The organism is Bacillus sp. EB01 (assembly GCF_000613125.1).
Lineage (GTDB): Bacteria > Bacillota > Bacilli > Bacillales > Cytobacillaceae > Bacillus_D.
The window spans coordinates 574,109-598,855 of sequence record NZ_HG964497.1 but is presented as its reverse complement, the minus strand read 5'-3'; the positions used below and the strand labels follow the sequence as shown (position 1 = coordinate 598,855).

23 protein-coding genes are annotated in these 24,747 nt (G+C 44.2%); 17 read left to right on the top strand and 6 right to left on the bottom strand.

The features are described from left to right. Positions 1–4: 4 nt before the first annotated feature. The 4 genes from TY16_RS02655 (at position 5) to TY16_RS02640 (ending at position 3,829) form a co-directional block, all read left to right on the top strand. Positions 5–979: a branched-chain amino acid ABC transporter permease gene (locus TY16_RS02655; protein WP_043930175.1), complete on the top strand. Its 975-nt coding sequence runs from the start codon at positions 5–7 to the stop codon at positions 977–979. After that, entirely contained in the window at positions 954–1,733 is a 780-nt protein-coding gene (locus TY16_RS02650; RefSeq protein ID WP_043930174.1) for an ABC transporter ATP-binding protein, read from the top strand. Before TY16_RS02655 ends, TY16_RS02650 begins: the two co-directional genes overlap by 26 nt. Beyond that, on the top strand, positions 1,733–2,440 hold the full coding sequence (locus TY16_RS02645; protein WP_043930173.1) for an ABC transporter ATP-binding protein: 708 nt from the start codon (positions 1,733–1,735) through the stop codon (positions 2,438–2,440). The genes TY16_RS02650 and TY16_RS02645 overlap by 1 nt, the downstream gene beginning before the upstream one ends. 180 nt (positions 2,441–2,620) lie before the next feature. Continuing rightward, complete coding sequence (locus TY16_RS02640; protein WP_043930171.1) at positions 2,621–3,829, top strand: MFS transporter; 1,209 nt, start codon at positions 2,621–2,623, stop codon at positions 3,827–3,829. A gap of 396 nt (positions 3,830–4,225) precedes the next feature. Here TY16_RS02640 and TY16_RS02635 read toward each other — a convergent pair whose 3' ends face one another. From TY16_RS02635 to TY16_RS02620, 4 genes are all read right to left on the bottom strand, one after another. Next, complete coding sequence (locus TY16_RS02635) at positions 4,226–4,969, bottom strand: amino acid ABC transporter ATP-binding protein (protein WP_043930169.1); 744 nt, start codon at positions 4,967–4,969, stop codon at positions 4,226–4,228. A gap of 12 nt (positions 4,970–4,981) precedes the next feature. Beyond that, the gene (locus tag TY16_RS02630) at positions 4,982–5,647 is read right to left on the bottom strand and encodes an amino acid ABC transporter permease (RefSeq protein WP_043930168.1); all 666 of its coding nucleotides are present in this window, start codon (positions 5,645–5,647) and stop codon (positions 4,982–4,984) included. A 39-nt stretch (positions 5,648–5,686) separates the two neighbouring features. Continuing rightward, positions 5,687–6,466, bottom strand: a complete 780-nt coding sequence (locus TY16_RS02625) for a transporter substrate-binding domain-containing protein (RefSeq protein ID WP_043930167.1) — start codon at positions 6,464–6,466, stop codon at positions 5,687–5,689. 215 nt (positions 6,467–6,681) lie between these two features. Continuing rightward, positions 6,682–8,469 (bottom strand): TIGR04190 family B12-binding domain/radical SAM domain protein, encoded by a 1,788-nt coding sequence (locus TY16_RS02620; protein ID WP_043930165.1) that lies wholly within the window; start codon positions 8,467–8,469, stop codon positions 6,682–6,684. Positions 8,470–8,991: 522 nt separating this feature from the next. On the opposite strand from TY16_RS02620, the gene TY16_RS02615 reads away from it, so the two are divergent. From TY16_RS02615 to ybaK, 5 genes are all read left to right on the top strand, one after another. After that, positions 8,992–10,854: a GAF domain-containing sensor histidine kinase gene (locus tag TY16_RS02615; RefSeq protein WP_043930164.1), complete on the top strand. Its 1,863-nt coding sequence runs from the start codon at positions 8,992–8,994 to the stop codon at positions 10,852–10,854. Continuing rightward, positions 10,829–11,476, top strand: a complete 648-nt coding sequence (locus tag TY16_RS02610) for a response regulator (protein ID WP_043930163.1) — start codon at positions 10,829–10,831, stop codon at positions 11,474–11,476. The genes TY16_RS02615 and TY16_RS02610 overlap by 26 nt, the downstream gene beginning before the upstream one ends. A gap of 250 nt (positions 11,477–11,726) precedes the next feature. Next, complete coding sequence (locus TY16_RS02605) at positions 11,727–14,210, top strand: S8 family serine peptidase (RefSeq protein WP_052342570.1); 2,484 nt, start codon at positions 11,727–11,729, stop codon at positions 14,208–14,210. Positions 14,211–14,414: 204 nt separating this feature from the next. Beyond that, positions 14,415–16,868 carry a S8 family serine peptidase gene (locus TY16_RS02600; RefSeq protein ID WP_052342569.1) on the top strand — a complete coding sequence of 818 codons (2,454 nt, stop codon included), beginning with the start codon at positions 14,415–14,417 and terminating at the stop codon, positions 16,866–16,868. Positions 16,869–17,025: 157 nt separating this feature from the next. Beyond that, positions 17,026–17,502: a Cys-tRNA(Pro) deacylase gene (gene ybaK, locus TY16_RS02595; protein WP_043930161.1), complete on the top strand. Its 477-nt coding sequence runs from the start codon at positions 17,026–17,028 to the stop codon at positions 17,500–17,502. A gap of 306 nt (positions 17,503–17,808) precedes the next feature. Here ybaK and TY16_RS02590 read toward each other — a convergent pair whose 3' ends face one another. After that, positions 17,809–18,345 (bottom strand): HD domain-containing protein, encoded by a 537-nt coding sequence (locus TY16_RS02590; protein ID WP_043930160.1) that lies wholly within the window; start codon positions 18,343–18,345, stop codon positions 17,809–17,811. 302 nt (positions 18,346–18,647) lie between these two features. On the opposite strand from TY16_RS02590, the gene TY16_RS02585 reads away from it, so the two are divergent. The 4 genes from TY16_RS02585 (at position 18,648) to TY16_RS02570 (ending at position 21,057) form a co-directional block, all read left to right on the top strand. Continuing rightward, entirely contained in the window at positions 18,648–19,751 is a 1,104-nt protein-coding gene (locus TY16_RS02585; protein ID WP_043930159.1) for a PRK06851 family protein, read from the top strand. 23 nt (positions 19,752–19,774) lie between these two features. Beyond that, entirely contained in the window at positions 19,775–20,200 is a 426-nt protein-coding gene (locus TY16_RS02580) for a hypothetical protein (RefSeq protein ID WP_231505550.1), read from the top strand. A gap of 249 nt (positions 20,201–20,449) precedes the next feature. After that, positions 20,450–20,656, top strand: a complete 207-nt coding sequence (locus TY16_RS02575; protein ID WP_043930157.1) for a hypothetical protein — start codon at positions 20,450–20,452, stop codon at positions 20,654–20,656. Positions 20,657–20,853: 197 nt separating this feature from the next. Further along, entirely contained in the window at positions 20,854–21,057 is a 204-nt protein-coding gene (locus TY16_RS02570) for a hypothetical protein (protein WP_043930155.1), read from the top strand. A 52-nt stretch (positions 21,058–21,109) separates the two neighbouring features. Here TY16_RS02570 and TY16_RS26490 read toward each other — a convergent pair whose 3' ends face one another. After that, positions 21,110–21,253, bottom strand: coding sequence for a hypothetical protein (locus tag TY16_RS26490; protein WP_197028348.1), 144 nt, complete (start codon positions 21,251–21,253; stop codon positions 21,110–21,112). Positions 21,254–21,371: 118 nt separating this feature from the next. Between TY16_RS26490 and TY16_RS02565 the strand changes: the two genes are divergently transcribed. The 4 genes from TY16_RS02565 (at position 21,372) to TY16_RS02550 (ending at position 24,721) form a co-directional block, all read left to right on the top strand. Then, entirely contained in the window at positions 21,372–21,863 is a 492-nt protein-coding gene (locus TY16_RS02565) for a GNAT family N-acetyltransferase (RefSeq protein WP_043930154.1), read from the top strand. A 58-nt stretch (positions 21,864–21,921) separates the two neighbouring features. Continuing rightward, a complete protein-coding gene (locus TY16_RS02560) occupies positions 21,922–22,584 on the top strand; it encodes a DNA alkylation repair protein (RefSeq protein WP_043930153.1) in 663 nt (220 codons plus the stop codon). A gap of 112 nt (positions 22,585–22,696) precedes the next feature. Continuing rightward, complete coding sequence (locus tag TY16_RS02555) at positions 22,697–23,557, top strand: Cof-type HAD-IIB family hydrolase (RefSeq protein ID WP_043930152.1); 861 nt, start codon at positions 22,697–22,699, stop codon at positions 23,555–23,557. A gap of 69 nt (positions 23,558–23,626) precedes the next feature. Beyond that, positions 23,627–24,721: a PQQ-dependent sugar dehydrogenase gene (locus tag TY16_RS02550; RefSeq protein WP_043930150.1), complete on the top strand. Its 1,095-nt coding sequence runs from the start codon at positions 23,627–23,629 to the stop codon at positions 24,719–24,721. Positions 24,722–24,747 lie beyond the last annotated feature (26 nt).

The window sequence follows — 24,747 nt, the reverse complement described above, 5'->3', positions numbered from 1 at the left end:
CAGAATGAAAACCTTAAAACGCTCTAAGGGTTTCTGGTTTTGGATCGCTCTTGCCTTGGTTGTATTTTCAGTCATCCAGGTCCTCATAACCAGCGGAACCCTGAATATTTTCCATATAAATACGCTAATTACAATAGGAATAAATATTATGCTCGCAGCTAGCCTGCATCTAATTATTGGAATTACCGGCCAATTTTCAATTGGCCATGCGGGATTCCTTGCTGTCGGGGCTTATGCTTCCGCAATCACGACAATGAAGTTCGAGCTCCCGTTCATTGTTGCGCTTCTCGTAGGCGGCCTGGTCGCTGCTGTTTTTGGCCTAATCATTGGAATCCCTAGTTTGAGGCTTAAAGGAGATTATCTAGCTATTGCAACTCTGGGGTTCGGGGAAATTGTCCGGATTGGCCTCTTGAACTTTGATTTCGTCGGGGGCGCAAGCGGTATGCAAGTTTCCCAAATGAGCACGTGGGGCTGGACGTTCGCCTGTGTATTCATTACGATCCTTGTTATCGTCAATTTCACTAATTCAACTCATGGTCGGGCATGTATTTCTATCCGGGAGGACGAAACGGCCGCTGATGCAATGGGGATAAACACAACGTATTATAAGGTGGTTGCATTTGTCATCGGTGCATTTTTTGCCGGGGTGGGTGGCGCATTATTTGCCCATAACTTCTACATCATCCAGCCATCAAATTTCGGTTTCCTGAAATCATTTGATATTTTAATCTTTGTTGTGCTTGGAGGATTAGGAAGCATGTCGGGGGCAATTATTGCCGCAATTCTTCTGACCCTCATTTCAACAACGCTGCAATCATATGCCGATACAAGAATGATTATTTATAGCCTTGTACTCATTCTTACAATGATTTATCGTCCGCAAGGCCTTATGGGAACACGAGAAATAACATCATTCTTTAAAAAGTCGAAAAAGCAGGAAGGGGGGCATAGTGATGGCACAGGACAAACCGTTGCTTAAGGTCGAAAAGGCTGGAATTCGATTTGGCGGGCTGAAGGCAGTATGGGATGTAAATCTGGAATTATTTCAGGGTGAGCTGGTTGGCCTGATCGGCCCCAACGGAGCAGGCAAGACAACTTTTTTCAACTTGCTTACGGGGGTATATGTCCCGACTGAAGGTGAAATTGTCCTTGATGGTGACAGGCTAAACAAGCTTGCACCTTATAAAATAACAAAAAAAGGGGTCAGCAGGACCTTCCAGAATATTCGGCTGTTTGGAGAGTTATCTGTCATAGACAATGTAAAGGTTGCTTATCACTCGCTTGCAAAACATGGCATTCCCAGCTCAGTTTTCCGCCTTCCTAAGCATTTTGAAGGAGAAAGGGAAATGGATGAGAAGGCAGTCGAGTTCCTTAAAATCTTTGGACTGGAAAAATACAGGGATGAAAAGGCGAAGAACCTTCCTTACGGTCAGCAGCGGAGGCTGGAAATTGCCCGGGCGCTTGCTGCAAATCCCAAAATACTCTTATTGGATGAACCGGCAGCGGGCATGAATCCACATGAAACGAAAGAACTTATGAAACTGATATCGTTTATCAGAGACCGTTTTCACCTGACAGTATTGCTTATTGAGCACGACATGGGGTTAGTTATGGGAGTCTGTGAACGGATATACGTCCTTGACCACGGCCAGCTAATTGCACAAGGAACACCAGAGGAAATCAGGAATAATCCAAAGGTTATTGAGGCTTATTTGGGCGAGGAGGTATCCTGATGCTGAGAGTCGATGGAATCAATGTATATTACGGAAATATCCAGGCATTAAAAGGCGTTTCTCTTGAGGTCAACGAAGGGGAAATTGTTACGCTGATTGGAGCGAATGGAGCTGGCAAAAGCACTCTCCTTAAAACGGTTTCTGGACTGCTCAAGCCAAAGCAGGGCAAAATTGAATTTCAAAACCAGTCTATCTCAGGGAAGGCTGCCCAATCAATTGTAAAAATGGGCATTTCTCATGTTCCGGAAGGGCGGAGAGTTTTTTCTAATATGACAGTTGAAGAAAACCTCGAATTGGGGGCTTATCTTAGAAAGGATAAAGCTGGTATCAAGGATGACTTTGGAAAGATATTCGAGCTTTTCCCAAGGCTTGAGGAACGCCGTAAGCAGCATGCCGGGACACTATCGGGAGGCGAACAGCAAATGCTTGCGATGGGCAGGGCTTTAATGGCCAGGCCCCGGTTGCTCCTTTTGGATGAACCATCCATGGGGCTTGCACCTCTTCTGGTAAAAACGATATTTCGGATTATTAGTGAAATTAACGAAACTGGTACAACCATTATGCTTGTGGAACAGAATGCGCACATGGCTCTATCAATTGCTCATCGAGCTTATGTGATTGAAACAGGCCGAGTTGTTCTGTCTGGTACAGCTGCCGAATTGAACGAAAGTGAGCAAATAAAAATGGCCTATCTTGGCGGCCATTAACAAAAGCAGTAGAGGCTGTCCCTAAACTTTACAAGGGAAGCCTCTATTTTTTTAATAAAATTGAAGCGTAAATACTATTACCCTTGTCTTGACAGCCGTTATAATGGTAAGGCCTAACAAATAAGAGCTGTTTGCTTTAGGACATACTACAAATAAAAAAGACAGAAGATGGGGGTCAGTATGGTAAAACAAAAAACAGTAACAGAAAGGAAGCTGCTAGGTATTGCTGGTCTTGCCTGGATGTTTGATGCGATGGATGTAGGAATGCTTTCATTTATTATAGCCGCATTAAAAATCGATTGGGACTTAACGGCCCAGCAAATGGGCTGGATTGGCAGCATCAATTCAATAGGGATGGCTGTGGGTGCCCTTATTTTTGGATTGTTTGCAGACCGAATTGGACGTAAAAAAGTATTAATCATTACGTTACTGCTTTTCTCAATTGGCAGTGGACTATCAGCGTTAACAACATCATTGGGTATATTTCTTGTATTGCGTTTTCTAATTGGAATGGGTCTCGGAGGGGAGCTTCCTGTTGCATCAACATTGGTATCTGAGTCCGTTCCTGCTGACAGGAGAGGCAAGATTGTCGTCTTGCTGGAAAGCTTTTGGGCATGGGGCTGGCTGATTGCCGCAGTAATCTCCTATTTTGTCATTCCGGAATTCGGCTGGCAGATTGCTCTTCTAATTAGCGCTATACCAGCTTTATATGCTATATATCTTAGGGTTCATTTGCCAGATTCACCTCGGTTTATCTCTGGGGAGAAACAGAAGAAACCAACAATACTAGAAAGTATAAGAACACTATGGTCAAAGGAGTATAAGCGACAGACTGCTATGCTCTGGATTCTTTGGTTCTGTGTTGTGTTCTCCTATTATGGGATGTTCCTTTGGCTTCCAAGCGTTGTAATCGGAAAAGGCTATAGTATGGTCCAGAGTTTTCAATACGTTTTGATTATGACACTTGCTCAGCTTCCTGGGTATTATACAGCTTCTTACTTTATTGAAAAAATAGGCAGAAAGTTTGTGTTAGTCGTATATCTCGCTGGAACAGCGGTCAGTGCTTATTTCTTTGGGACAAGCGAGTCACTAACCATGCTTTTGGTGGCTGGAGCCTTCCTGTCCTTCTTTAACCTTGGGGCATGGGGTGCGTTATATGCGTATTCGCCAGAGCAATACCCTACTGCTGTACGGGGAACGGGTGCAGGTATGGCGGCATCGGTGGGTCGAATTGGCGGTGTGCTTGGACCTCTCCTCGTTCCATACTTGTCCAGTCAGGGAGCATCAATGCAGGTTATTTTCACAGTCTTCTGTATATCAATATTGATTGGTGCCGCGTCAGTGTTGTTCCTTGGCAAGGAAACGAAAAATAAGGAACTCATGGAATAGCACAAAAAGCGGAAGCGCCTTCGTGACAGGCAAAGAACCGCCTCGCGACAGGCAAAGAGCGCCTGTCCCTGCGAATATTATTCTGAGAAGCTTTCCTTTGTGTCCCTGCGATGTTTATTCTCAGGATGCTTTCCTTAGTGGTCAGCGACGTATGGCCTGGAGTCTCTCCAACTGAGATAAAGGAAACACGAAGAGCCTGAGGCGCATTCGATGTTGACTTATCGTAGGACGGAGAGCGAAGGACACTAGGCGCTAGGCGCTGGAGCTAGATTCCATTCTCAGTATACAGATCTGTATTCCTATAACACAAAAATGGGGTACCGGTAAACAATCCGGTACCCAATTTATATTATTCGCGTAACATCTTAAACAAGAAAATTCGGGTGGTGCAGCCAACTACTTTAATTCAGTTGAACTAAGGAACTCCCGTGTGCGCTCTTCTTTTGGATTTGAGAAAATTTCATCAGGATGGCCTTTTTCCACAATACTACCTTCATTCATATACACAATCCAGTCGGCTACCTCGCGTGCAAACCCCATTTCATGAGTGACAACAACCATTGTCATTCCGTCCACGGCAAGTTCCTTCATAGTCTGAAGAACTTCACCCACAAGCTCAGGGTCAAGAGCGGAGGTCGGCTCATCGAACAGCATGATGTCCGGCCGCATTGCAAGGGCTCTGGCAATAGCGACGCGTTGCTTTTGTCCGCCTGACAGCTTGCTTGGATAAACATCCGCCTTATCGTCAAGCCCCACCTTCTTCAAAAGTTCAAGTGCTTCTTGAATAGCTGTTTCTTTTGGAGTTTTTTTGACATGAACGGGTGCTTCAATAATATTCTCAAGGACTGTCATATGTGGAAAAAGATTAAAGTGCTGAAAAACCATGCCGATTTGTTGGCGTACTTCATTAATATCATGGGTTCCCTGCAGAATTTCTTCTCCATTTAAAATGAGCTTGCCGCTGTCCTTCTTTTCAAGGAAATTGAGACACCTCAGCAGAGTACTCTTTCCCGATCCACTCGCACCAATTAAGCAGACAACATCACTTTCATATACTGTTAGGTTAATATCTTTTAGAACATGTAAATCACCGAAAGATTTGTTCAGGTTTTCTATTCTAATCATTTCACGAGCTTCCATACCTTGTTCCTCCTATCGATCACTGACTGCCAGTCTTTTTTCAAAACGGTTGACGATAAATGTGAGCAGAGCCACAAGTATCAAGTAATAAACGGCTACAATCAGCAAATAGGTCATTTCATCGAAATTGTTGGAACCTAATGTAGTTGCCACGTTGAATAGCTCGTTCATTGAGATAAAGGCTGCCAGTGAGGAATCTTTAAGTCCTATAATAAATTGGTTGCCCAACGGGGGAAGGGCACGCCGGAAAGCCTGGGGCAAAATAATTCTTCTCATAGCAAGCCCCTTGCTCATTCCGAGTGAGCGGCCGGCTTCCATTTGGCCCTTATCAACCGCCTGAATGGTCCCACGGAATATCTCAGCAATATATGCCCCATTATGAAAGGCAAGTGCAAGAGCCGCTGCCCAGAAGTCCGGAATCAAAAAAATCCCGCTAATACCAAAGTAAAGAATGAAAATTTGAACAATCAAGGGCGTTCCACGGACAAGATAAACATATGCATCAGAGATAAAACCAAGAATTTTTATATTTGATATTTTTAAGAGTGCGAAAAATAAGCCAATCAAAATACCGAATAACACAGATACAGCAGTAAGTTTAAGCGTTAAAAGCATAGCATCCCAAAATAGGCCGCTGCTATCTGCAAAAGTTGAGAAAAAATGTGAGAAACTAGGCAAAGTGTGATCTTCCTTTCCAAGCAAAGTTAAAATTAATGATCATTCTGGTTTTTTCGTAATATCTTCTCCAAAGTATTCCTCGGAGATTTTCTTTAAGGTTCCATCCTTACGAAGCGATTCGAGTGCTTCATTCACACGTTTCAGCAGCTGCGGGTTATCCTTTGGCAACACAATCGCCTGTTCACTACGCTCAATCAGCTGGCGGCCTTCGATTTCGAACCCTTCCTTAGCCGCGCTTTTTCCAGTTACAAAATCTGTAATTACGGCGTCATGCCTGCCGATGCTCAAAGCCTTCAGTGCAGTGATGTCACTGTCATACATTTTTAGATTCGACGTGTATTTACTTGCAGTTTCTGCATAGGTTGATCCCTTTGCAACGGCTACTTCCTTCCCTTTCAGGTCTTCAGCGGTTTGTATCCCGCTGTCGGGACGCACGAAAATTTGGGGTCCTGAATAGTAGTAGGGGGTAGAAAAGGAAACATGCTTGCTCCTTTGAGGGTTAATAGTGTGTGACGCAACTGCTACATCAGCCCTCCCTGTCTTTACACCTTCAACAATGCCTTTGAATTTCATCCTTTTTTGGACAGGTTCAAGGCCCAACTCCTTGGCAATTGCTTCACCAACTGCGATATCAAAACCGACCATCGACAAATCCTCTTCATCAATGTAACTGAATGGCTTGAATTCACCTGAAGCTGCAAATACAAATTTATCCTTATTTATCAGCTCAGATCCATCTGCCAACTTTTCCTTTTCGGCACAGCCGGTTAAAAGTGCGGCAAATAATAAACATAAAAAAAATACGTTCCTTTTATTCATTCAGAATGTTAGGCTCCTTTCATGTGCGATAAAGATTCATACCCTTTATTTTGAAATAATAATCCTGTTGGGGAAAATTAGTAGGACTTTTGACGTGTATAGGGGGTGGGCAAGGACAGTGAAGAGGATTAATATAGTAATATTTTATATTCACCAGAGAATACTTGAAACCAGGCTCCAAAAAGAAAAGGAGCCCATAGTGGACTCCTTAAATGTTAAGCATCTAGATTGACTTCGTGGCGCACTTTAGGCTGCAGGCGGGAACGGACACTATTTGAATAATCCTTGTAAAGCTGTTCAAGACCAACCATAGCTAAGGAGAAGAAATTAGCATAGTTCTTTTGAACTTCCCACTTCAGCTCGTTGCTTCCACAGATGCTGTGTTTATTCAATTCTTCAATTTCCTTCTTGATCGTGGCCAATTCCACCTGGTATTCCTCTTCAGGAAGAGTCAGCAAATGGTCAATGCGTTCGATATATTCCTGGGATTTTTCGATTTTATACTTGATATCTTCATAGCCAGCCCTGTCAATCAATTTGTACTTCAATTTGAAGTCGTTAAGAAGCTTGGCTGAATCATAGGTTGCATCGACAATGTCATCCCTGGTCATATCGACTGTTTCGTAGCTTAGCATGTGCTTCCAGGATGGCTGGGTAATTGCCTTACGGTGGTCTTCCAGGGTATGGCACAATTTTTTGTAGCCATAGAGCTCCGGATTTTCAAACGCAGCACTTGCTGGATCAAGAAATGGAGCGAGTGGTGCCACAAAGTAGAATAACCGTGGATCCTGGCCGCATTCAAGATGAATTCTTTCAGCAAAATCAACATTATCAAGTGCACTTTGATACGTTTGGTGCGGAATACCAATCATGAAGAACAAATCGATTTTTTTACAGCCATGCTTTAACGCGAATTGCAGGGTTTCGATAACCTTGGCATTGGTACATTTGAATTTGCCGTTATAGCGGCGAATTCCTTCATCATGGGTTTCGAGAGTAAGCTCGACGCTATATTTAGGGACCGCCTCGCTGATTTGTTTGAAGAAATCCTCATTTGCGTATTGAAACAGTTCGAAAACTAGTTCATTTTTTAAATTGATATTTTTCAGTCTGCTGAAAAATTCCTCGACATATTTTTTGCCGCCCTGACGGATATCATGAAGGATGAAGATGGGCGCACGGCTGAAGCGCTGAATAAACTGAATATCTTCAACCAATTTTTCAGGTGACCTGAGTGCAAGGGATTTCCGGTTGCAGTTCTGGTCATATCCATCTTTGGAGCCGCCGCAAATCAGGCAATTCTGGGTGCATCCCCTGGCAGTTAGGATAGCTGTGTTTGGGTATTGCAGCCAGCCATTGTATGGCAGGGGATCCATAAAGTTTTTATATTTGAAAACCGATTTAATCGCATATCTGTACCCTGGAACATCAAATTCATCAAGGTCCTTTGGTACATAGGAAAGTGGATTGTATCCAACCTCAGTTCCGCGTTTCCACGTTAGATTCGGGATATCCTCATAATGGGTATTACCGAATTCAAGCTTGTTCATGAGCATGAGGACAAGTTTTTCAGTTGAGTCACCGCGGAGGACGAAATCAATGCAAGGGTATTCAATTAAATCTTTATGGTAATACGTAGAAGACAAGCCTCCGAACATAATAGGTGTATCAGGATGCAGCCGCTTTACTATCTTTGCCAATTCAATGCTGCCGTGTGCATGCGGAAGCCAATGGAGGTCGATTCCGAAACACTTCGCCTTGATGCCTTTTAACTTCTTTTCTACATCAAAATTTTCATCCATTAGCATTCTGTTGGCAATGTTAATAATCCTTACCTTGAGTCCGTATCGTTCAAGATAGTCAGCGATCGAAGTGATCCCAATCGGGTACATCTCGAAAACTGGAGAAGATGGGACAACATCACTGATTGGGCCAGCCAAAAGTGAGTTTTCCCTGAAATCATAAACACTTGGTGCGTGCAAAAGAACTAAATCATACATCATTATTTTCACCTTCTAATTATAGTAATCTTCCAAGATATGTGTGGTTAATAAGGTATTTAACACTTATATGTGAAAAATTTCACAAAATATATTAAAAAAATATACCTGTTTACTCATAGAAATTAAGTGATGACGAATACAATTTAAGTTTATTACAAAAATAATCTTTATTACTTCCCATAGATTGACAATCGCGTGACAAAGTCGCCTGGATTTGTATCGATTTTAAGGCAATTGAATACGATTATCATTTTACTACTAAAGTAGTAGATCAAATATGGCTTTTGCTGAATAGTAATGGACGAGAAAGATTTGCGATAATAAATGTAAACAAACCGAGCGGGGTTTGTCCCAGCATCGGACAGTGGATTGCCATTTGGCCGGTCTGGGTTTTTCATTTGATTATAAGAATGGATAAGCGGTTCTTTTCTTTGAGGAAAGAGCCTTTTTAATGTACAAAAATAATAATTTAACTTACATTATAATTAACAGAAAATTTAGAATAGGGGAGAGGGGAAGAGGATGGCTGGACATAAACTGGTACAGCAGAAGGAAAGAGTGGCACACCTGGCGATGACGGGTATATCGATTGCCGGAGGACTTATCCTTTTCCTCACAACACCAGAGATCGAAGTTCCTGAACAGTGGTTGATTTTCGTGCTGCTCGCAGCGTTTCTCGGGGTGGTTGAAGTATATCCTATGCCCGTCTGGCGCGGCTTTACAACTATATCGTTTCCTATCGTCTATGCCATATATGTGATGCACGGTCTGGAATATGCAATCTGGTCTTACGCATTCATCGTATTAGCCGTAAATATAGTGAAAAAAAGGCCACTCAGGATTATTTGCTTTAATCCTGCCCAATTAATCATCAGTTTTTATGTAGCTCTGGCTTTTTCCGAGTGGGCCTCTGCAATTGGCGGCTTTGACACAAAGCCAGCTGTTATTGCAGGACTCCTCTATATTACGGCTGCAATTGTCCCATTTTATCTTATTAACAATTTTCTTGTTGATACCATCCTGTTTGTCCGCCCGCAGCCTTATACAATGAAAATGTGGCGCCAAAAAACATTACAGGAATTGAATAGCATGGCGATATCCTATGGATACCTTGTCCTGTTTGTGGTCCTGGGCAATCAGAATCGTGGTGAAATTGATGCAATTACATTCTTTTTCTTCTTTGCTCCTCTGGTAGGGCTGGCGCTGCTCAGTTCAAACATCTTCCGGCTAAAAAAAGAAAAGTCAAAGCTTAAGGCGCTGTTCAGCATTTCCTCAGAGTTGAATAAACAAATTGCCTCCAACAATTGGCTTGATTTCCTTGTGGAGAACCTCCCTGAATTCATTGATGTTGACGCCTGCATCCTTTGGACAAAGGAAAATGGAAACTGGAACAGAGTTTTTTCAACTGGCCTGACATATGAAGGAATAGAATTGTCCGGCGAGCATGCCAAGACGCTCAACACGATTAAGAAATTTGTCATTTACCACAATTCTCAACGGGAGGCCGGCCCAGCATCGCCATTCTTTCAAAAAGAAATCCGTTCGAAAATGTATGCCCCGCTTCTGCTGGATGAGGAGCTTGTTGGATTGTTTGTCTTTGGTAGAAGCAGGACAAAGAGTTTTACGGAAGAAGATGTCCAATCCGCGGTTACTCTTGCAAATCAGCTTGCGGTTTTAATAAAAACAAAATGGCTCTTTTCCGAGGAAGAGAAGAGGCTGATCCTTGAGGAAAGGAACCGGATTGCGCGTGATATTCACGATGGGGTCGCCCAAACGCTTGCAGGAGCAGTCCTCACTCTTGATACGGCAGAAAGAAAATTTCAAAAGGCTCCAGAGGATTCTTTAAAGCTGATACAGGAAAGTACAGAAAAGCTGCGCCTAAGTTTAAGGGAGGTAAGGGAATCCATTTATGCGCTTCGTCCTTATCCCACCGAAAGGGTTGGCCTCCTTACAGCAATAGAATCCCGTATAAAGGCGTTAAAGAAAGAACATCCCGTCCAAATAGAACTTGAAAAAAGGGGAATCGAATTTCCGCTAAGCTCCATGACGGAAAAGGTAATATTTGATATTTTTCAGGAGAGTGTACAGAACGCACTCAAACATGCAGGGGCAGCCAAAATAGAAGTAATGATTAGTTACCAAAGGGAAAATGTTTTTTTAAAAATAAAAGATGACGGAATCGGATTCTCTTTATTCCAGGCTATGATAAAGGCTAGAAATGAACCTCATTTCGGAATTCTTCATATGAATGAGGCTGCCGAAAAAATTCAGGCCTCCCTGCAAGTCGACAGCAAAGAAGGAGAAGGAACGGAAATATCACTGACCGTTCCACGGATGGGAATAGAAGGGGGAATCTTAGATGATCAAGCTCATGTTAGTCGATGACCATGCTGTGCTCCGGGATGGACTGAAGAATATCCTGGATCTTGAGGCGGATATAGAAGTCGTTGGCGAGGCTGTTTCGGGTCAGGATGCACTAGTTAAAGTGCCGGAAATCCAGCCTGACGTTATATTAATGGATATAAATATTCCGGACAAGAACGGGATTGAAGTGACTGGAATTATAAAAAAGGAATTCCCGCAAATTAAAGTCCTGGTGCTCACAATGTTTGACCATGATGAATATTTTATGTCGGCAATAAGGGAAGGGGCTGATGGCTATCTCCTTAAAGATGCTCCATCTCAGCATGTGGTCGAGGCAATCCGTTCTGTAGCACGCGGACAGTCAGTGATAGCTCCTTCCATGACTAAAAAATTTCTTAGCTTTAACCAGCCTCAAGCAGAACCTCCCAGGGAATCCAAGGATGCGTTGCTGACTGAAAGGGAAAAGGAAGTCCTGCTTTGCCTTGTTCAGGGAATGAATAACAAAGAAATCGCGCAGGCTCTTTTTATCAGTGATAAAACAGTAAAAATTCATGTAAGCAAAATCTTTAAAAAGCTTGATGTAAAAAGCCGTTCACAGGTTGTGATTTATGCAGTGCAAAATCAACTGATACCCCTGCCTTAACAGAATAACTAAACTGGCGCCCGCTTTTTAAAGCGAGGCGCTTTATTTTTATTTAGGAAATAAACTGCCATCGAAAAAGTCAAGGCTGCGGCGCTTGCGCTTTTCTAATACTACTTTGGTCTTAGAAAAATTAGTACCTTTACCTGGATAGAATATTGCCTGTGGAGAATAGGAATGGCATTTAAACAATGGGATAATAGGGTAAATGATAAATTGAATTTAGAATATTCAGAACGTGGAGGTTGGGAGATTGAAAAGAACTTCTTTAATTTTGTCCTTATTCTTGGTATTCAGTATTTTTTTCAGCAGTTTTCAAACAGCCCCAAATAAAGCGAGTGCAAATGGGACCGCTGTAATCGAAAAAGGGCTCTTATCCAAGCTTACAGAGAGTCTGCAGCCTCAGCAGGTCATTGTCACATTTAAGGAAGATGCCGCTACACAATCCAAAATTCTTTCTGTTCTTCATTCATTAGGCCTTGAAAAAGGGATAGTCCTTAACAAGCTGCCAATAGCAGGCGTGCTTGCAACAAAGGAGCAAGTCGAGAAGCTTGCACAGAACGAAAATGTACTTTCGATTTATTCAAATAAAAAGCTTAAGTATGAAAATAAGGAAGCCACTGAATTAACTGGAGTCGACAGGCTCAGAACTGAGTCAGCCTTTACAAAGCAGAACGGTGGAATACCAGTAAATGGCCAGGGAGTTGGAGTTGTCATCAATGACAGTGGTGTTGACGGAACACATAAAGATCACGAGTTTGGCGGGCATCTTGTCCAAAACGTCCTTGGGGCCACCAATTTGAATGCACTAAGTGAACTTTTGCCTGTTACATGGGTTGAAAATGTGCCGAATACAGATTCAACATCGGGTCATGGCACACATGTGGCGGGCATTGTTGGCGGAACGGGTGCGATGTCTAAAGGCGAGTATGAGGGGGTTGCACCAGGTGCCAACCTAATTGGATATGGATCGGGAGCCGCTGTAGCAATGCTAGATACGCTAGGAGGATTTGATTATGCACTTACCCACCAGGCTGAATACAATATCCGCGTGATTACAAATTCGTGGGGAGATACTGGTGATGCGGGTACCGACTTTGATCCATATAATCCTATTAATATCGCAACAAAGAAACTATACGACAGAGGCATTGTAACTATTTTTTCAGCGGGGAATTCCGGGCCAGGCGATTCTACTATCTCAGGAAACTACAAAAAAGCACCCTGGGTCATTACGGTTGCAGCGGGAACGAAGCAAGGCCAGCTTGCGGACTTCTCATCCCGGGGAGTGAAGGGCAAAGGCGGTACAGTAACAGTTGGCTCCCAAACATGGAAGTGGGAAGACCGTCCAACTGTAACAGCACCAGGGCAAACAATTATTTCAACACGTGTACTAGCGCCTGTAGCGGCACTTGGTGCAACAGATGATGTTAATCTAATTCCACCGGCCTATCTACCTTACTATACAACGATGAGCGGCACATCGATGGCCGCCCCGCATGTCGCAGGAATCGTAGCGCTTTTACTCGATGCAAATCCTGAATTAAATCCCCTTGAGGTTAAACAAATTCTTGAACAAACTGCGACCAACATGCCTGGTCATGAGGACTGGGAAGTGGGAGCAGGCTATGTTAATGCATACGCTGCTGTCGATGCAGCCTTGAATAGCAGGGGTTATGGAAGCACGTTGAATATGAAGAATATCTTCAATTCCAACGCGGTGATGAATACGAAAACACAACAAGTCAACCTGGAATACAGCCCGGTTTCTCTAACGGGCAATGAAGCATCCTTTTCCGTTTCTCCCGGACAGACAGAGCTGGTTGCCCGTGTGAATGCCTATGGCTTGCTCGGCCAGACTGGAAATCCTATCAACCTGGTCCTGACTGCTCCAGATGGAACGAGGCATACTTCCGGGGTATCCGTGCTTTTCCCTCTTTATCCTGACCGTACTGTTCAGGTGGTGAATCCAGTACAAGGAACCTGGAAAGTAGGTGTTGAAGGTCTCCAGGGCTATCTCGGCCTTCCTGAGACGCTAACTATTGAACTGGTTTCAAAACAGGCCGGCAGCTACACAGGTTTAAATGATATTGCCGGCCACCCGGCAGAGTCTGCCATCAAGCTTGCTGTTTCGAAAAGGCTGGTTGATGGAAAAAGTACGAAAAACTTTGAACCGGGAGCAGCCCTGAAGCGTTCGGAGCTGGCGCGTTACCTTGTGATGGGTGCCGGGGTAAGGCAGCAATTCCCGATAACAGAAGTGAACAGCGTTACTGACGTTAAGTCAGCAGATTTGCCTTTCATTGAGGCAGTACTTGGCAAAGGGGCTGCGTTGAAGGATATTAATCAGGACAATAAAGGTGTTATGCTGCCTGCTGCTGCGGGCAGGTTTGCACCAGATGAAAAGGTAACCCGTGCTCAGCTTGCGTACTCCCTTGTTCAGGCGCTTGGACTTGAAAAAGAAGCAAATGATTTGAAGGGCCAGGTAGTAACAGTCCAGTACAATGATACACGAGTACCAATCCAGGATGCCGATTCCATTCCAGCAGACTTGAGAGGCCACGTCCAGCTTGCACTTGATTTTAATATCCTGAATGCCTATTTCTCAGTTACCCAGGGACCATTTGATCTAAAGCCGACGATCACGGCCAAATTCGACCCTGGAAAAACTGTTACCCGTGCTGACTTTGCGGTAGCAATCACCCGCTATTTTGCCAGCTATCATCCGGAAGCTCAATAATAAGTGAAAAGGCAGAAATCCCCGCTGTGGAGGCGGGGATTTCTAGTACCATCGATATAATTGAATGATTTCCTATAACTTTTGTATGACATAAAGATAGTGCTTTTTCAAAATCAAATTACACCATTTGTTGAATAGTAGAGAACTAAAATTTTTACGATAATCATAGTAGCAGTAGAATGAAATTTGGGAGGGAAAGCAAAAATGAAAAAATGGTTTTCCGTACTTATGAGTTTAATAGTAGTGCTTTCATTGTTGGCACCAGGATTGAACAGAACAAAAGCAGCGCTGCTTCCGGCTGTGATTGACGTTCATTTGGCAAAGGCGCTTGAAACATCCACAGGCAGCCTGCAGGTCATTGTAACGTTTGAAGGTGAGGGAGCACCATCAGCTCCTCAAATCAATCTATTGGATCAACTCGGCATATCGACAGGCGTGACAATGAAGTCGCTTCCGATTGCAGGTGTGGTCGCGACAAAAGACCAGATTAAGGCACTTGCATCAACGGAAGGTGTAAAATCCCTCTATTTAAATCGCAAGCTTGAATATTATAACTATGATGCAACGGCACTGACCGGTGTAGATAAGGCTCGGACAGACGCAGCTATGCAAAAGGCGAATAGTGGATTACCACTTTCAGGTAAGGGCGTCGGGGTGGTTGTCAATGATAGTGGGGTGGATGGAACACACCGTGATCACCAATTCGGCAAAAACCTGGTTCAAAACGTCCTTGGAAGTATCAATCTTGCCTCCCTGGCCCCTGGCCTTCTTCCCGTTACGTATCTTGAAAATGTCGTCAATACAGATACAAACTCCGGACACGGGACCCATGTTGCCGGGACAGTTGGCGGCACGGGCGCAAGTTCAAGCGGCAAATTTGAAGGGGCAGCTCCTGGCGCTGACCTGATTGGCTACGGTTCGGGTGCCGCTTTGTTTGTCCTGGACGGAATTGGGGGCTTTGATTACGCCATTACGAATCAATCCAAATACAAGATCCGTGTTATCACAAACTCATGGGGAGGCTCGGGAGACTTCGACCCGAACGACCCAATCAACATAGCTTCAAAAGCAGCTCACGACCGTGGGATTACGGTTCTGTTTGCTGCCGGCAATGAAGGTCCCGCAGAGAATACGCATAACCCATACGCAAAGGCTCCATGGGTAATTTCAGTAGCAGCTGGTGAGAAAGATGGTTCACTTGCAGACTTCTCCTCTAGGGGCACAAAAGGTGTTGGCGGCACGTTTGAAATGGACGGTGAAACATACACATGGGAAGATAGGCCGACCATTACGGCGCCCGGGGTAAATATTATTTCTACACGCGTCCTTGCACCTGTATCTTCCCTGGCAATTACAGATGATGCCAATTTGATTGAACCAGCCTATTTGCCTTTCTATACTTCAATGAGCGGCACATCAATGGCAACTCCACATGTAGCTGGTATCGTTGCTTTGATGATAGAAGCTGATCCTTCGCTTTCTCCGGATGAAATTAAAAAAATCCTTCAGGATACAGCGACCAATATGCCAGGCTATGAAACATGGGAAGCAGGCTCAGGCTATGTAAACGCATATGCCGCCCTGGAAACAATCATGTTTGGTAAAACTTATGGGAAAACAGTCAATGAATATCAAAAGTTTAATAGCAGCGTAAACTCAAAAACGGAACGTGTTACTTTTGAACTTGACTATAATCCAGCGTTGCCTAGCCAGCATGAATTCACAGTGCCGGAAGGTGTAACCCAGTTGACCGCAAGGATAGACGCTTATGGTCTGCTTGGCCAGACAGGAAATCCTGTGAACCTGGTTCTGATTGCTCCAGATGGAACTGAGTACAGCTCAGGGGTTAATCTTCTTTTTGCCCTTTACCCTGACCGCACTGTTTCAGTAACGTCTCCGAAATCAGGACAATGGAAGGCAGAGGTAAGAGGGTTAAGAGGAGATGAACTCAATCCGATCGGGCTTGCATTGCCTGAGACGGTAACAGGTTCACTTGCCTTCACAAAAGTAAGTGGATACTCAGGATTAAATGATATCTCAGGCCATGCAGGCTCAGCCGCAATCCAGATGGCAGTTAGTGAAAGACTAATGGATGGCTATACTGATGGCACCTTTAAGCCTGATCAGTATCTACTGCGCAAGGAGCTTGCACGCTATCTTGTCATGGGTGCGGGAATACGCCAGAATCTTTCAGGTTCGGCAAAGGATGTAGCAGCTGCTGATCTTCCATATGCACTTGCCACACTTGCTAAAGGCTCTGCTATTAAGGATGGCGCCATTACACAAAATGGGGTTATGCGCCTGGATTCATTTGGGAACTTCAATCCAAATGGAACGCTGAACCGCGCTGAGCTTGCCTACTCACTTGTTCAAGCGTTAGGCCTTCAGGGTCTCGCAAAGGAACACACGGGAGATGTAACCTTCCTTTATAACGGAGAACGAGTTGTATTAAAGGACAGTGCCAGTATCCCAGCAGATTTAAGGGGATATGTCCAGACAGCCATCGACCTTAATATCCTGAATGTCAAGTACGGTGTTAAGCAAGGGGCATTCGATTTGAAGCCTACAATCGAGGCAGTGTTCGAACCAACAAAGAAAGTTACCCGTGCTGATTATGCTGTAGCGTCAACACGCTGGTTCCAGGCATGGTTCCAATAGAGTGTAGTTTAATCAAAGGGGGGGTCTCCACCTCCCTTTGTGCTAATTACAGAAATAACCCGCTATTTTTTTGTGCCAAGAGTATTATAATATATATGTAAAAGCTGGGGATTCGGACAGGCGAATTCCTTTTTCGTTTTTAAGGAGTTGAGAAAAAATGGCAGGCAGCAAAACTAATGCGATGAGAATTCTTGATTCGAAAAAGGCTGAATATTCCATGCTCTCCTATGGAGCAAATGACGGCAAAATTGATGGTGTATCAGTAGCTGGAAAAATCGGCCGGCCAGTAGAGCAAGTGTTTAAAACACTTGTTGCACAGGGTGTGTCAAAGGGAATTTTTGTATTTGTTATTCCCGCGGCAGAGGAATTGGATTTGAAAAAGGCTGCCAGGGCTGCAGGGGATAAAAAGGTAGAAATGATACATGTTAAGGATATTCAAAAGTTTACAGGCTATATAAGAGGTGGATGTTCGCCTGTAGGAATGAAGAAGCTTTATAGGACATTTATTGACATTCGGGCAGCCGAACAGGAAACAATTATAGTCAGTGGCGGGAAAATAGGAGTTCAAATTGAACTATCCCCTAATACGCTGGCAGAAAGTATACAAGCTGAGCTAGTCGATTTGACGAAATAGTGGTGCACAATTCCACTAAGCTGGTGTGTTTTTCCGCAAATCATTCCTAAACATCTGCCAAGAATCTTTATCGACAAAATGCACTCTTATTCCCAAGGAAATTCTCTGATTCTTTTCGCTATAAGCTATCATGACACTTTTCCTCCCTGCGGCTGTAAAGGTTAATCGTCGCCTATACTTATAATAGTTTGGGCCTCAAAACAATGACAGTAAGCAGTGTCATCAAGAACACTTTTACATTTTAAAAATAAGCCTCCCCGAAATACTAGTAAAAGCGAATATCCTAAAATCAAAAACCCTGATCCTCTACGAAGCTTGATCAGGGTTTTCTTTTTCCAACTCTTCATCAATGAGTTTATCCAACCGTTTCAGGCTGTCCAGAGCCCTGCCATATTCGATGGTACGGTAATGATGCGCTCCGCCTTCTTCCTCATCCTTTTCATCCGCCCATTTAACAATTTGCTGCAACGGGGTTCGGACAATATCATTTGTAGGCAGGAAGGAGTCGGTATGAAACAGGATAGCCAGCGCGATTGTCTTGGCCTTCACTGGGTTTTCCCCGAGCCGAATCAAAAGCTTGTGCGCCCGCTCCGCCCCCTTGATGGCATGTATATCATTTTTTCTATACAATTCGTAATCCCATTTCCCGTTCCGATACCAGGTATAGTGGCCCATGTCGTGTAAAAATCCAGCTTTTGAGGCAATGTCGACGTCCTGCCCGTGTTCCTTTGCCATATTGAATGCGTGATAGGCAACTGCAATGGCATGTGCCATACCCGAACGATTCAGGTATTTCTGGGCGATATGGTGCCTGAAAATCTGCTCTAGTGTTACGTCCCTCATCCTTTTCCTCCATTAATGTTATTTCCAACGAGTATATCATGTCCCCAGACCGCGGAGACATGCCTGTTATGCAGAAAAGACCCCGGATTCGGAGTCCTTTCCCTTCATATATATTAACCGCCCCGGGGCGGAGAATGCTTCGTTACAGCTACTATTCCCCGCATAAAGCGATTTAAACTCATGGCAGTTAATGTTAGTTTTTGCTGAAAACCAATCCATATGTGGGCATTCACCCATAGGCGAAGAGCTGCATACGATAATGGGTGAAACAATCTATTTGTTTAAATAAGGGGTGTGTGCACGTGGCGGGAAGGATTAGGAACTACTTTGCTGGCGGAAATACAGCCAGAGGCTTTCACAGTTTGTATGATTCCAATCTGCAGGGGCTCGAAAAGCTATTCATCCTGAAGGGAGGGCCAGGAACAGGGAAATCTTCATTAATGAGAGCAATTGGCAGAGAGTGGACCGATCGCGGCTTTGACATTGAGCTGCTTCATTGCTCTTCTGATAACCAATCCATAGATGGAGTCATCATACCAGCTTTGAAAATCGGTATCGTTGATGGGACACATCCACATGTGATTGAGCCATCGGCGCCTGGTGCAATTGAAGAGTATATTAACCTAGGAGAGGCATGGAATTCGTCAGCTCTCAAACAGCATAAAGAAAAAATTTTAAACTTAAATAAGAATATAGGAGAAGCCTTTAAGACAGCTTATTCCACTTTTAAGGATGCGCTTGAAATTCATGACGAATGGGAGCTTATTTACATCCAGAGCATGGACTTCCAAAAGGCAGATGAACTGACTGGAAAGCTGATCGACCAGTTCTTTGGGAAAATCAGGCTGAATAAATCAAGTGACGTCCGCCACAGATTCCTCGGTGCGGCCACTCCTGCCGGTGCGGTGGACTTTGTCCCTAACCTTACCGAGGATGTACAAAAGAGATACTTTATCAAGGGACGCCCGGGTAGCGGAAAGTCCACGATGCTAAAGAAACTTGCTAAGGGCGCAGAAGATCGGGGAATTGATGTGGAAATTTATCATTGTGGATTTGACCCGCATAGCCTTGATATGGTGGTGTTTCGCGAAATTGGGATTGCAATTTTTGACAGTACCGCGCCACATGAATACTTTCCAAGCCGTGATGGAGATGAAATCATCGATATGTATGAGCTTTTAATTGCGCCGGCAACCGATGAAATTTTTGCTGGCCGGATTGAATCAATTTCGGGAAGGTACAAAGCAAAGATGAAGGAAGCAACCTCCCATCTGGCGAGGGCCAAAGAACTTCATGACGAACTTGAAGCAATCTATATACCGGCTATGGATTTTAAAAAGGTAGACGCTATCAGGGATAAGGTCGCGGGCCAAATCCGATCACTAGCAGAGGTAAAAGTCCATTAAGGAATATTAAAGGAGGAATTATATTGGATAACAATAATTTTTACACAAACGGATATATCCCTGGACAGGAACAAGGCGATAATAGACAATTTCAACAGTTCCCGGGAGGAGGCCAATTTCCTGGGGGAGGATTTGGCGGAGGCCAGTTCCCAGGAGGAGGGGCGACAGGAGGAGTCTTTCCTGGAGGAGGCCAGGACGGCCCTCCATCCGGCCCTCCGCCTTTTGCAACACCGCAAGAATCCCAGGCGGCTGCTTTCGCGGTTGATCCGGGCGGAATTAGGCGCTGCCTTTACCGTTACACATACATTTGGCTAAATAATGGCACCAGCTTTTGGTTCTTTCCAACTTTTGTAGGGAGGACATCGATTGCTGGCTGGCGTTGGAGGAGAAGGGGCTGGTCCTATTATGGAACAGACTTGAGAAGAATCCGTTCCTTCAGATGCTTTTAGTAAACAAAAATGGCGTGCGGGCAATTCCCCGCACGCTTTGTTATTACATAAAGCAAGCTGAAAAATTCCAGGTCATCCTTATTCAGTTCCCCTGCCAAGGCTATCCTGGATTGCTTTATGAATGGCCGCACGTTCACCCTTGGGTGCTCAGCTGCATCTGTTATGTAGATTATTTTTGTTGTAATAGTATTAGTGTTTGAATCCAACGGGAAACGAGAAAACTAGGGATAAGAAGAAGGAGGGAACGATATGGCTAATAAAAATAAAAATGAGGCAGTTGAAACGAATCGGGAATTGGACAAAAGGCTGACAGGTGGAAATAGTGCCAATCAGGGAGATACCACGCCAAACAGCAAGACTGAGCAGGCTAACCTCACTATACAGGAAGAGTTTTACGAGGACAGGGAAGAGGGACCAGCCATGAGAACCAATATTTATCAACAACCAAAGGATTAACATGTTTTAAATTGCACGAGTTGAAACCTTAAAGTTATCCATTCGTATATAAGGTAAGCACACAGGGCCGGCATGCTTGGAGGTGCCGGCTTTCTTATCAAAGGGATTGTGCGTAATTTCACAAAAGAAAAAACAGAAGGAGTGAGGACGGAAAGGTGATGATCGGGAAGGAACAATTGGTATAAGGGGGTGATTGCATGGACGGAAGCAAAGGGTATACCCGGAAAAGGGTGTTTACATTTGTAGTTTTCGTTTCCATCATCATTGCACTGTTTACCGCACAAATTGAAGTTATATGGATTGAAAAGGTTTTCTGGATTCTTCTGGCATTGATTGACTTTAGCTTTTCGGAAACGGCATATGAAATTTATCAACAAGTTTGGGAGGATTATCATTTATGACAGTATCAGAATAAGCCCGGATTGCAGCAACAATTCTGCAGCCGGGCATTTTTTATTTTGTTTTGGTATTCTGACTTTTACCCCTTACATTCCCTTTGCTGTTATCTCCGCTGTTTTCAAGAGCGATTTCCATTTGATTATGCCCTGCTTTTGGGGAGCTTTGGTTGCGGCTGCCCTTATTGTATTTTTTCGTCATGTTCTTCACCCCTTCCCACTTCCTTAGTAGTTTGGCATCAGGTTGGTAAATCATACAGAGGAGAAGGCAACCTGATGATAGAATAGTTAAAAGTAGACAATTTTACGGGGTGAAAGAAATGAGTATTACGGTGAGAAAAACAACCAGGGAAGATGCGGAAATTCTGAGAAATATGTACGCTCATTATTTGCATGATTTATCAGCGTATACGGATAGCCTTAAGGAGAATTCAGCTGGCACATACGAATTTGATTCCTTTTCATATTTTTGGGAAAAAGAAGGTGTAAATCCCTATTTTATCGTCGCGGATGGAGAAAATGCCGGGTTTGTCCTCCTGCTTGAGCCTCCTTTTACTAAGCAAATTCAATATGTCATCAATGACTTTTTCCTATATAAACGATTTAGGGGAAAAGGAGCTGCAACCATAGCTGCACAGCAAATATTTGAGCAGAGGCCGGGAAGTTATTTTGTAGCACAACTAGAAAAAAACAAGCATGCTATTAAATTTTGGCATAGCACATATAGGTCCCTTTCCATACCATACGAGGAGTATGAAGACCAAGAAGGCACTGAAAAAATCATCTGCCAAGAGTTTAAAGTTCCGGTGTAGTCGACTGAAAAATAAGAGGGATGGAAATTATAGGGGAGAAGTAGGAGGTACCAAAAGAATGGATGAGCTTAAAGAACTTCGCACGATATTTATGATACACAGCAATCCTGAAAATGCAGCGGGAATGAAAAAATATATGAAGGACTTATTCCCGTTCATAGGGTTGAAGATGCCGGAGCGCAAAAAGCTCGAGAAAGAATTTTATGATAGGACAAGCATATTACAAAAGCCCTTTAACCCCACATTTGTCGAAGGATTATGGAAGCTGCCCGAACGTGAATACCAATATGCTGCGCTTGGATACTTAGAAAGATACAGCAAAAAGCTGGGCCCGGATTCACTTCCGTTATTGAAATGGCTAATTACGGAAAAATCTTGGTGGGATACAGTGGATACTCTTGCCTCCAAGCCGGTTGGAATGCTGGCAAAAAAGTTTCCCGAAAACCAGGAGGAAATGGATAAGTGGGCAGTTTCTGAAAATATGTGGCTTCGTCGCACGGCTATTTTGCACCAGCTTAAGTATAAAAACGAAACGGATCAAAAGCGATTATATACATACATACGGGAGAATGCAGGGAGCAAAGAATTTTTTATACAAAAGGCAATTGGCTGGGCGCTTAGGGAATACTCAAAAACGAATCCAGTATCGGTGAAAGAGTTTATCTTAAGTACAGAGCTTGCCCCACTAAGCAGGCGGGAAGGGTCGAAGTATTTGGACTAATACACAGAAACCATCAATCAAAGCCTTGAAACAGGATATACAGGAACAAATAAGGTAGAATGGCAGGGATGAAAAAGGCGGAACGCCGCTGGACGATTGGAGAGAAAACATCATGATTAAATGTATAGCATCTGATATGGACGGGACCCTCCTAACATCGGGGCAGGAAATTACCAAGGAAAATCGGGAGGCTATTAAAAAGGCTAGAGATATGGGAGTGGAGTTTGTTGTTGTGACCGGCCGCTCCTATCTCGAGGCGAAGTTTGTCCTCGAGGAGGCTGGCATCCGATGCCCTGTCATTTGCGTTAATGGGGGAGAAGTACGCTCGGAAGAGGGAGTTGCAATTGCATCAAATCCGTTGAGCATTGAAAAAGCCCGGGAAATAGCCGAACGCCTGGAGAAAAGCGATGTTTATTTTGAAGTATATACAAATAAAGGCACGTTTACCGATAGCTATGATCAGGCAGTTACCATCATGTCTGATATACTCCTGACAGCCAATCCGGAGGCGGATGTTGAAAAAGTGCTTGCTGCCGCGGAAGAAAGATTCCATAAAGGATTGGTAAAGAAGGTTGATACATATCGCCCTCTATTTGATGGAGATGGAGCTGAGATACTAAAGTTCCTCGCATTCTCACTTGATCAGAGCATGTTGGCCGAAGCGAAAGAAGAGCTATCAGCGATCCCGGGAATTGCTATTAGCTCCTCAGGCGCGGAAAATATTGAAATTACGTCGATTGATGCACAGAAAGGGATCGCGCTTGAGGCCTTTGTTAAGAATCGAGGCATATCTTTAGAAGAGACGATGGCCCTTGGCGATAACTATAACGATATTTCAATGTTTAAAAAGGTCGGGATATCAGTTGCCATGGGAAATGCACCTGACGATATAAAATCCGTATGTTCGCATGTTACGTTAACCAATGAGGAAAATGGTGTTGCGAAGGCAATTGAAAAAATAATCACAATATAGTAGGGTCGGCCGCACCGCGTTAAGGCGTGGAGATGTATTACACATTTAAAGCAGAGGGAGCTGTAACCAATGAGAAGATGGATTGGCGCGTTGGCGCTTATAGCCGTTATTTTGGCTGCATGCACACCTGATAGTGAACCTGGCACTAGGAACGGGGCTGCCCCTGGCAAATCAGGAACCGATTCGGAGCCGGCTGTTACTCAGGGGGTAGAAGTCATTGCAGAGAAATTGAAGGTTCCCTGGTCTATAGCGAAGGCAGAGGATACCTTTTTTATTACAGAGCGGCCAGGTTCAATTGTGAAAATTGAGAATGGAAAGGTAGTGAGGCAAAAGGTTGAGTTGAAAGAAACTCTATCAGATGCTTCCGAAGCTGGATTGCTTGGCTTTGTCCTGAACCCTGACTTTCCATCGGAATCTTCTGCGTTTGCTTACTATACGTATACGGATGCTGGTGGCCAAAAGAATCGAGTCGTTGTCCTATCCTATGACGGCAGTGCGTGGAGGGAAGAGGAGACACTTTTGGACGGTTTACCTAGCGGTCCTGTGCATCATGGCGGCAGGCTTGAAATAGGGCCTGATGGGAAGTTGTATGTCACTGCAGGTGATGCCTCAAATCCAGAAACTGCACAGGACCCAGCAACGCTTGGCGGCAAACTCCTTCGCATGAATCTAGATGGAAGTATACCATCTGACAATCCTTTCCCTAATTCCTATGTATACACCTATGGCCATCGAAACCCGCAGGGGATTGCCTGGCTATCGGACGGGAGTATGTATGCTAGTGAGCATGGACAGTCTGCCCATGACGAAATTAACAGGATAGCGGCGGGTAAGAATTATGGATGGCCAGTTATTAACGGTGATGAGCAGAAGGAAGGAATGGAAACGCCACTCTTCCATTCCGGTAACGAGACGTGGGCGCCCTCTGGTATGGATACAGATGGAGAGAGGCTATATGTCGCGACATTGAGGGGCAATGCAGTCCGCGAGTTCGATACCACTGCAGGAACAACAAGGGTGTTAATCAACAACCTTGGCCGGATTCGTGATGTCCTTGTCGACAGTAATTACTTATACTTTGTTAGTAATAATACGGATGGGCGCGTGCATCCTGGCGAAAAGGATGATAAGCTCTACCGCATACCGTTAAAAGAATTGCAGTAAGGCCGCACTTAATTAGCTTGTGTTCC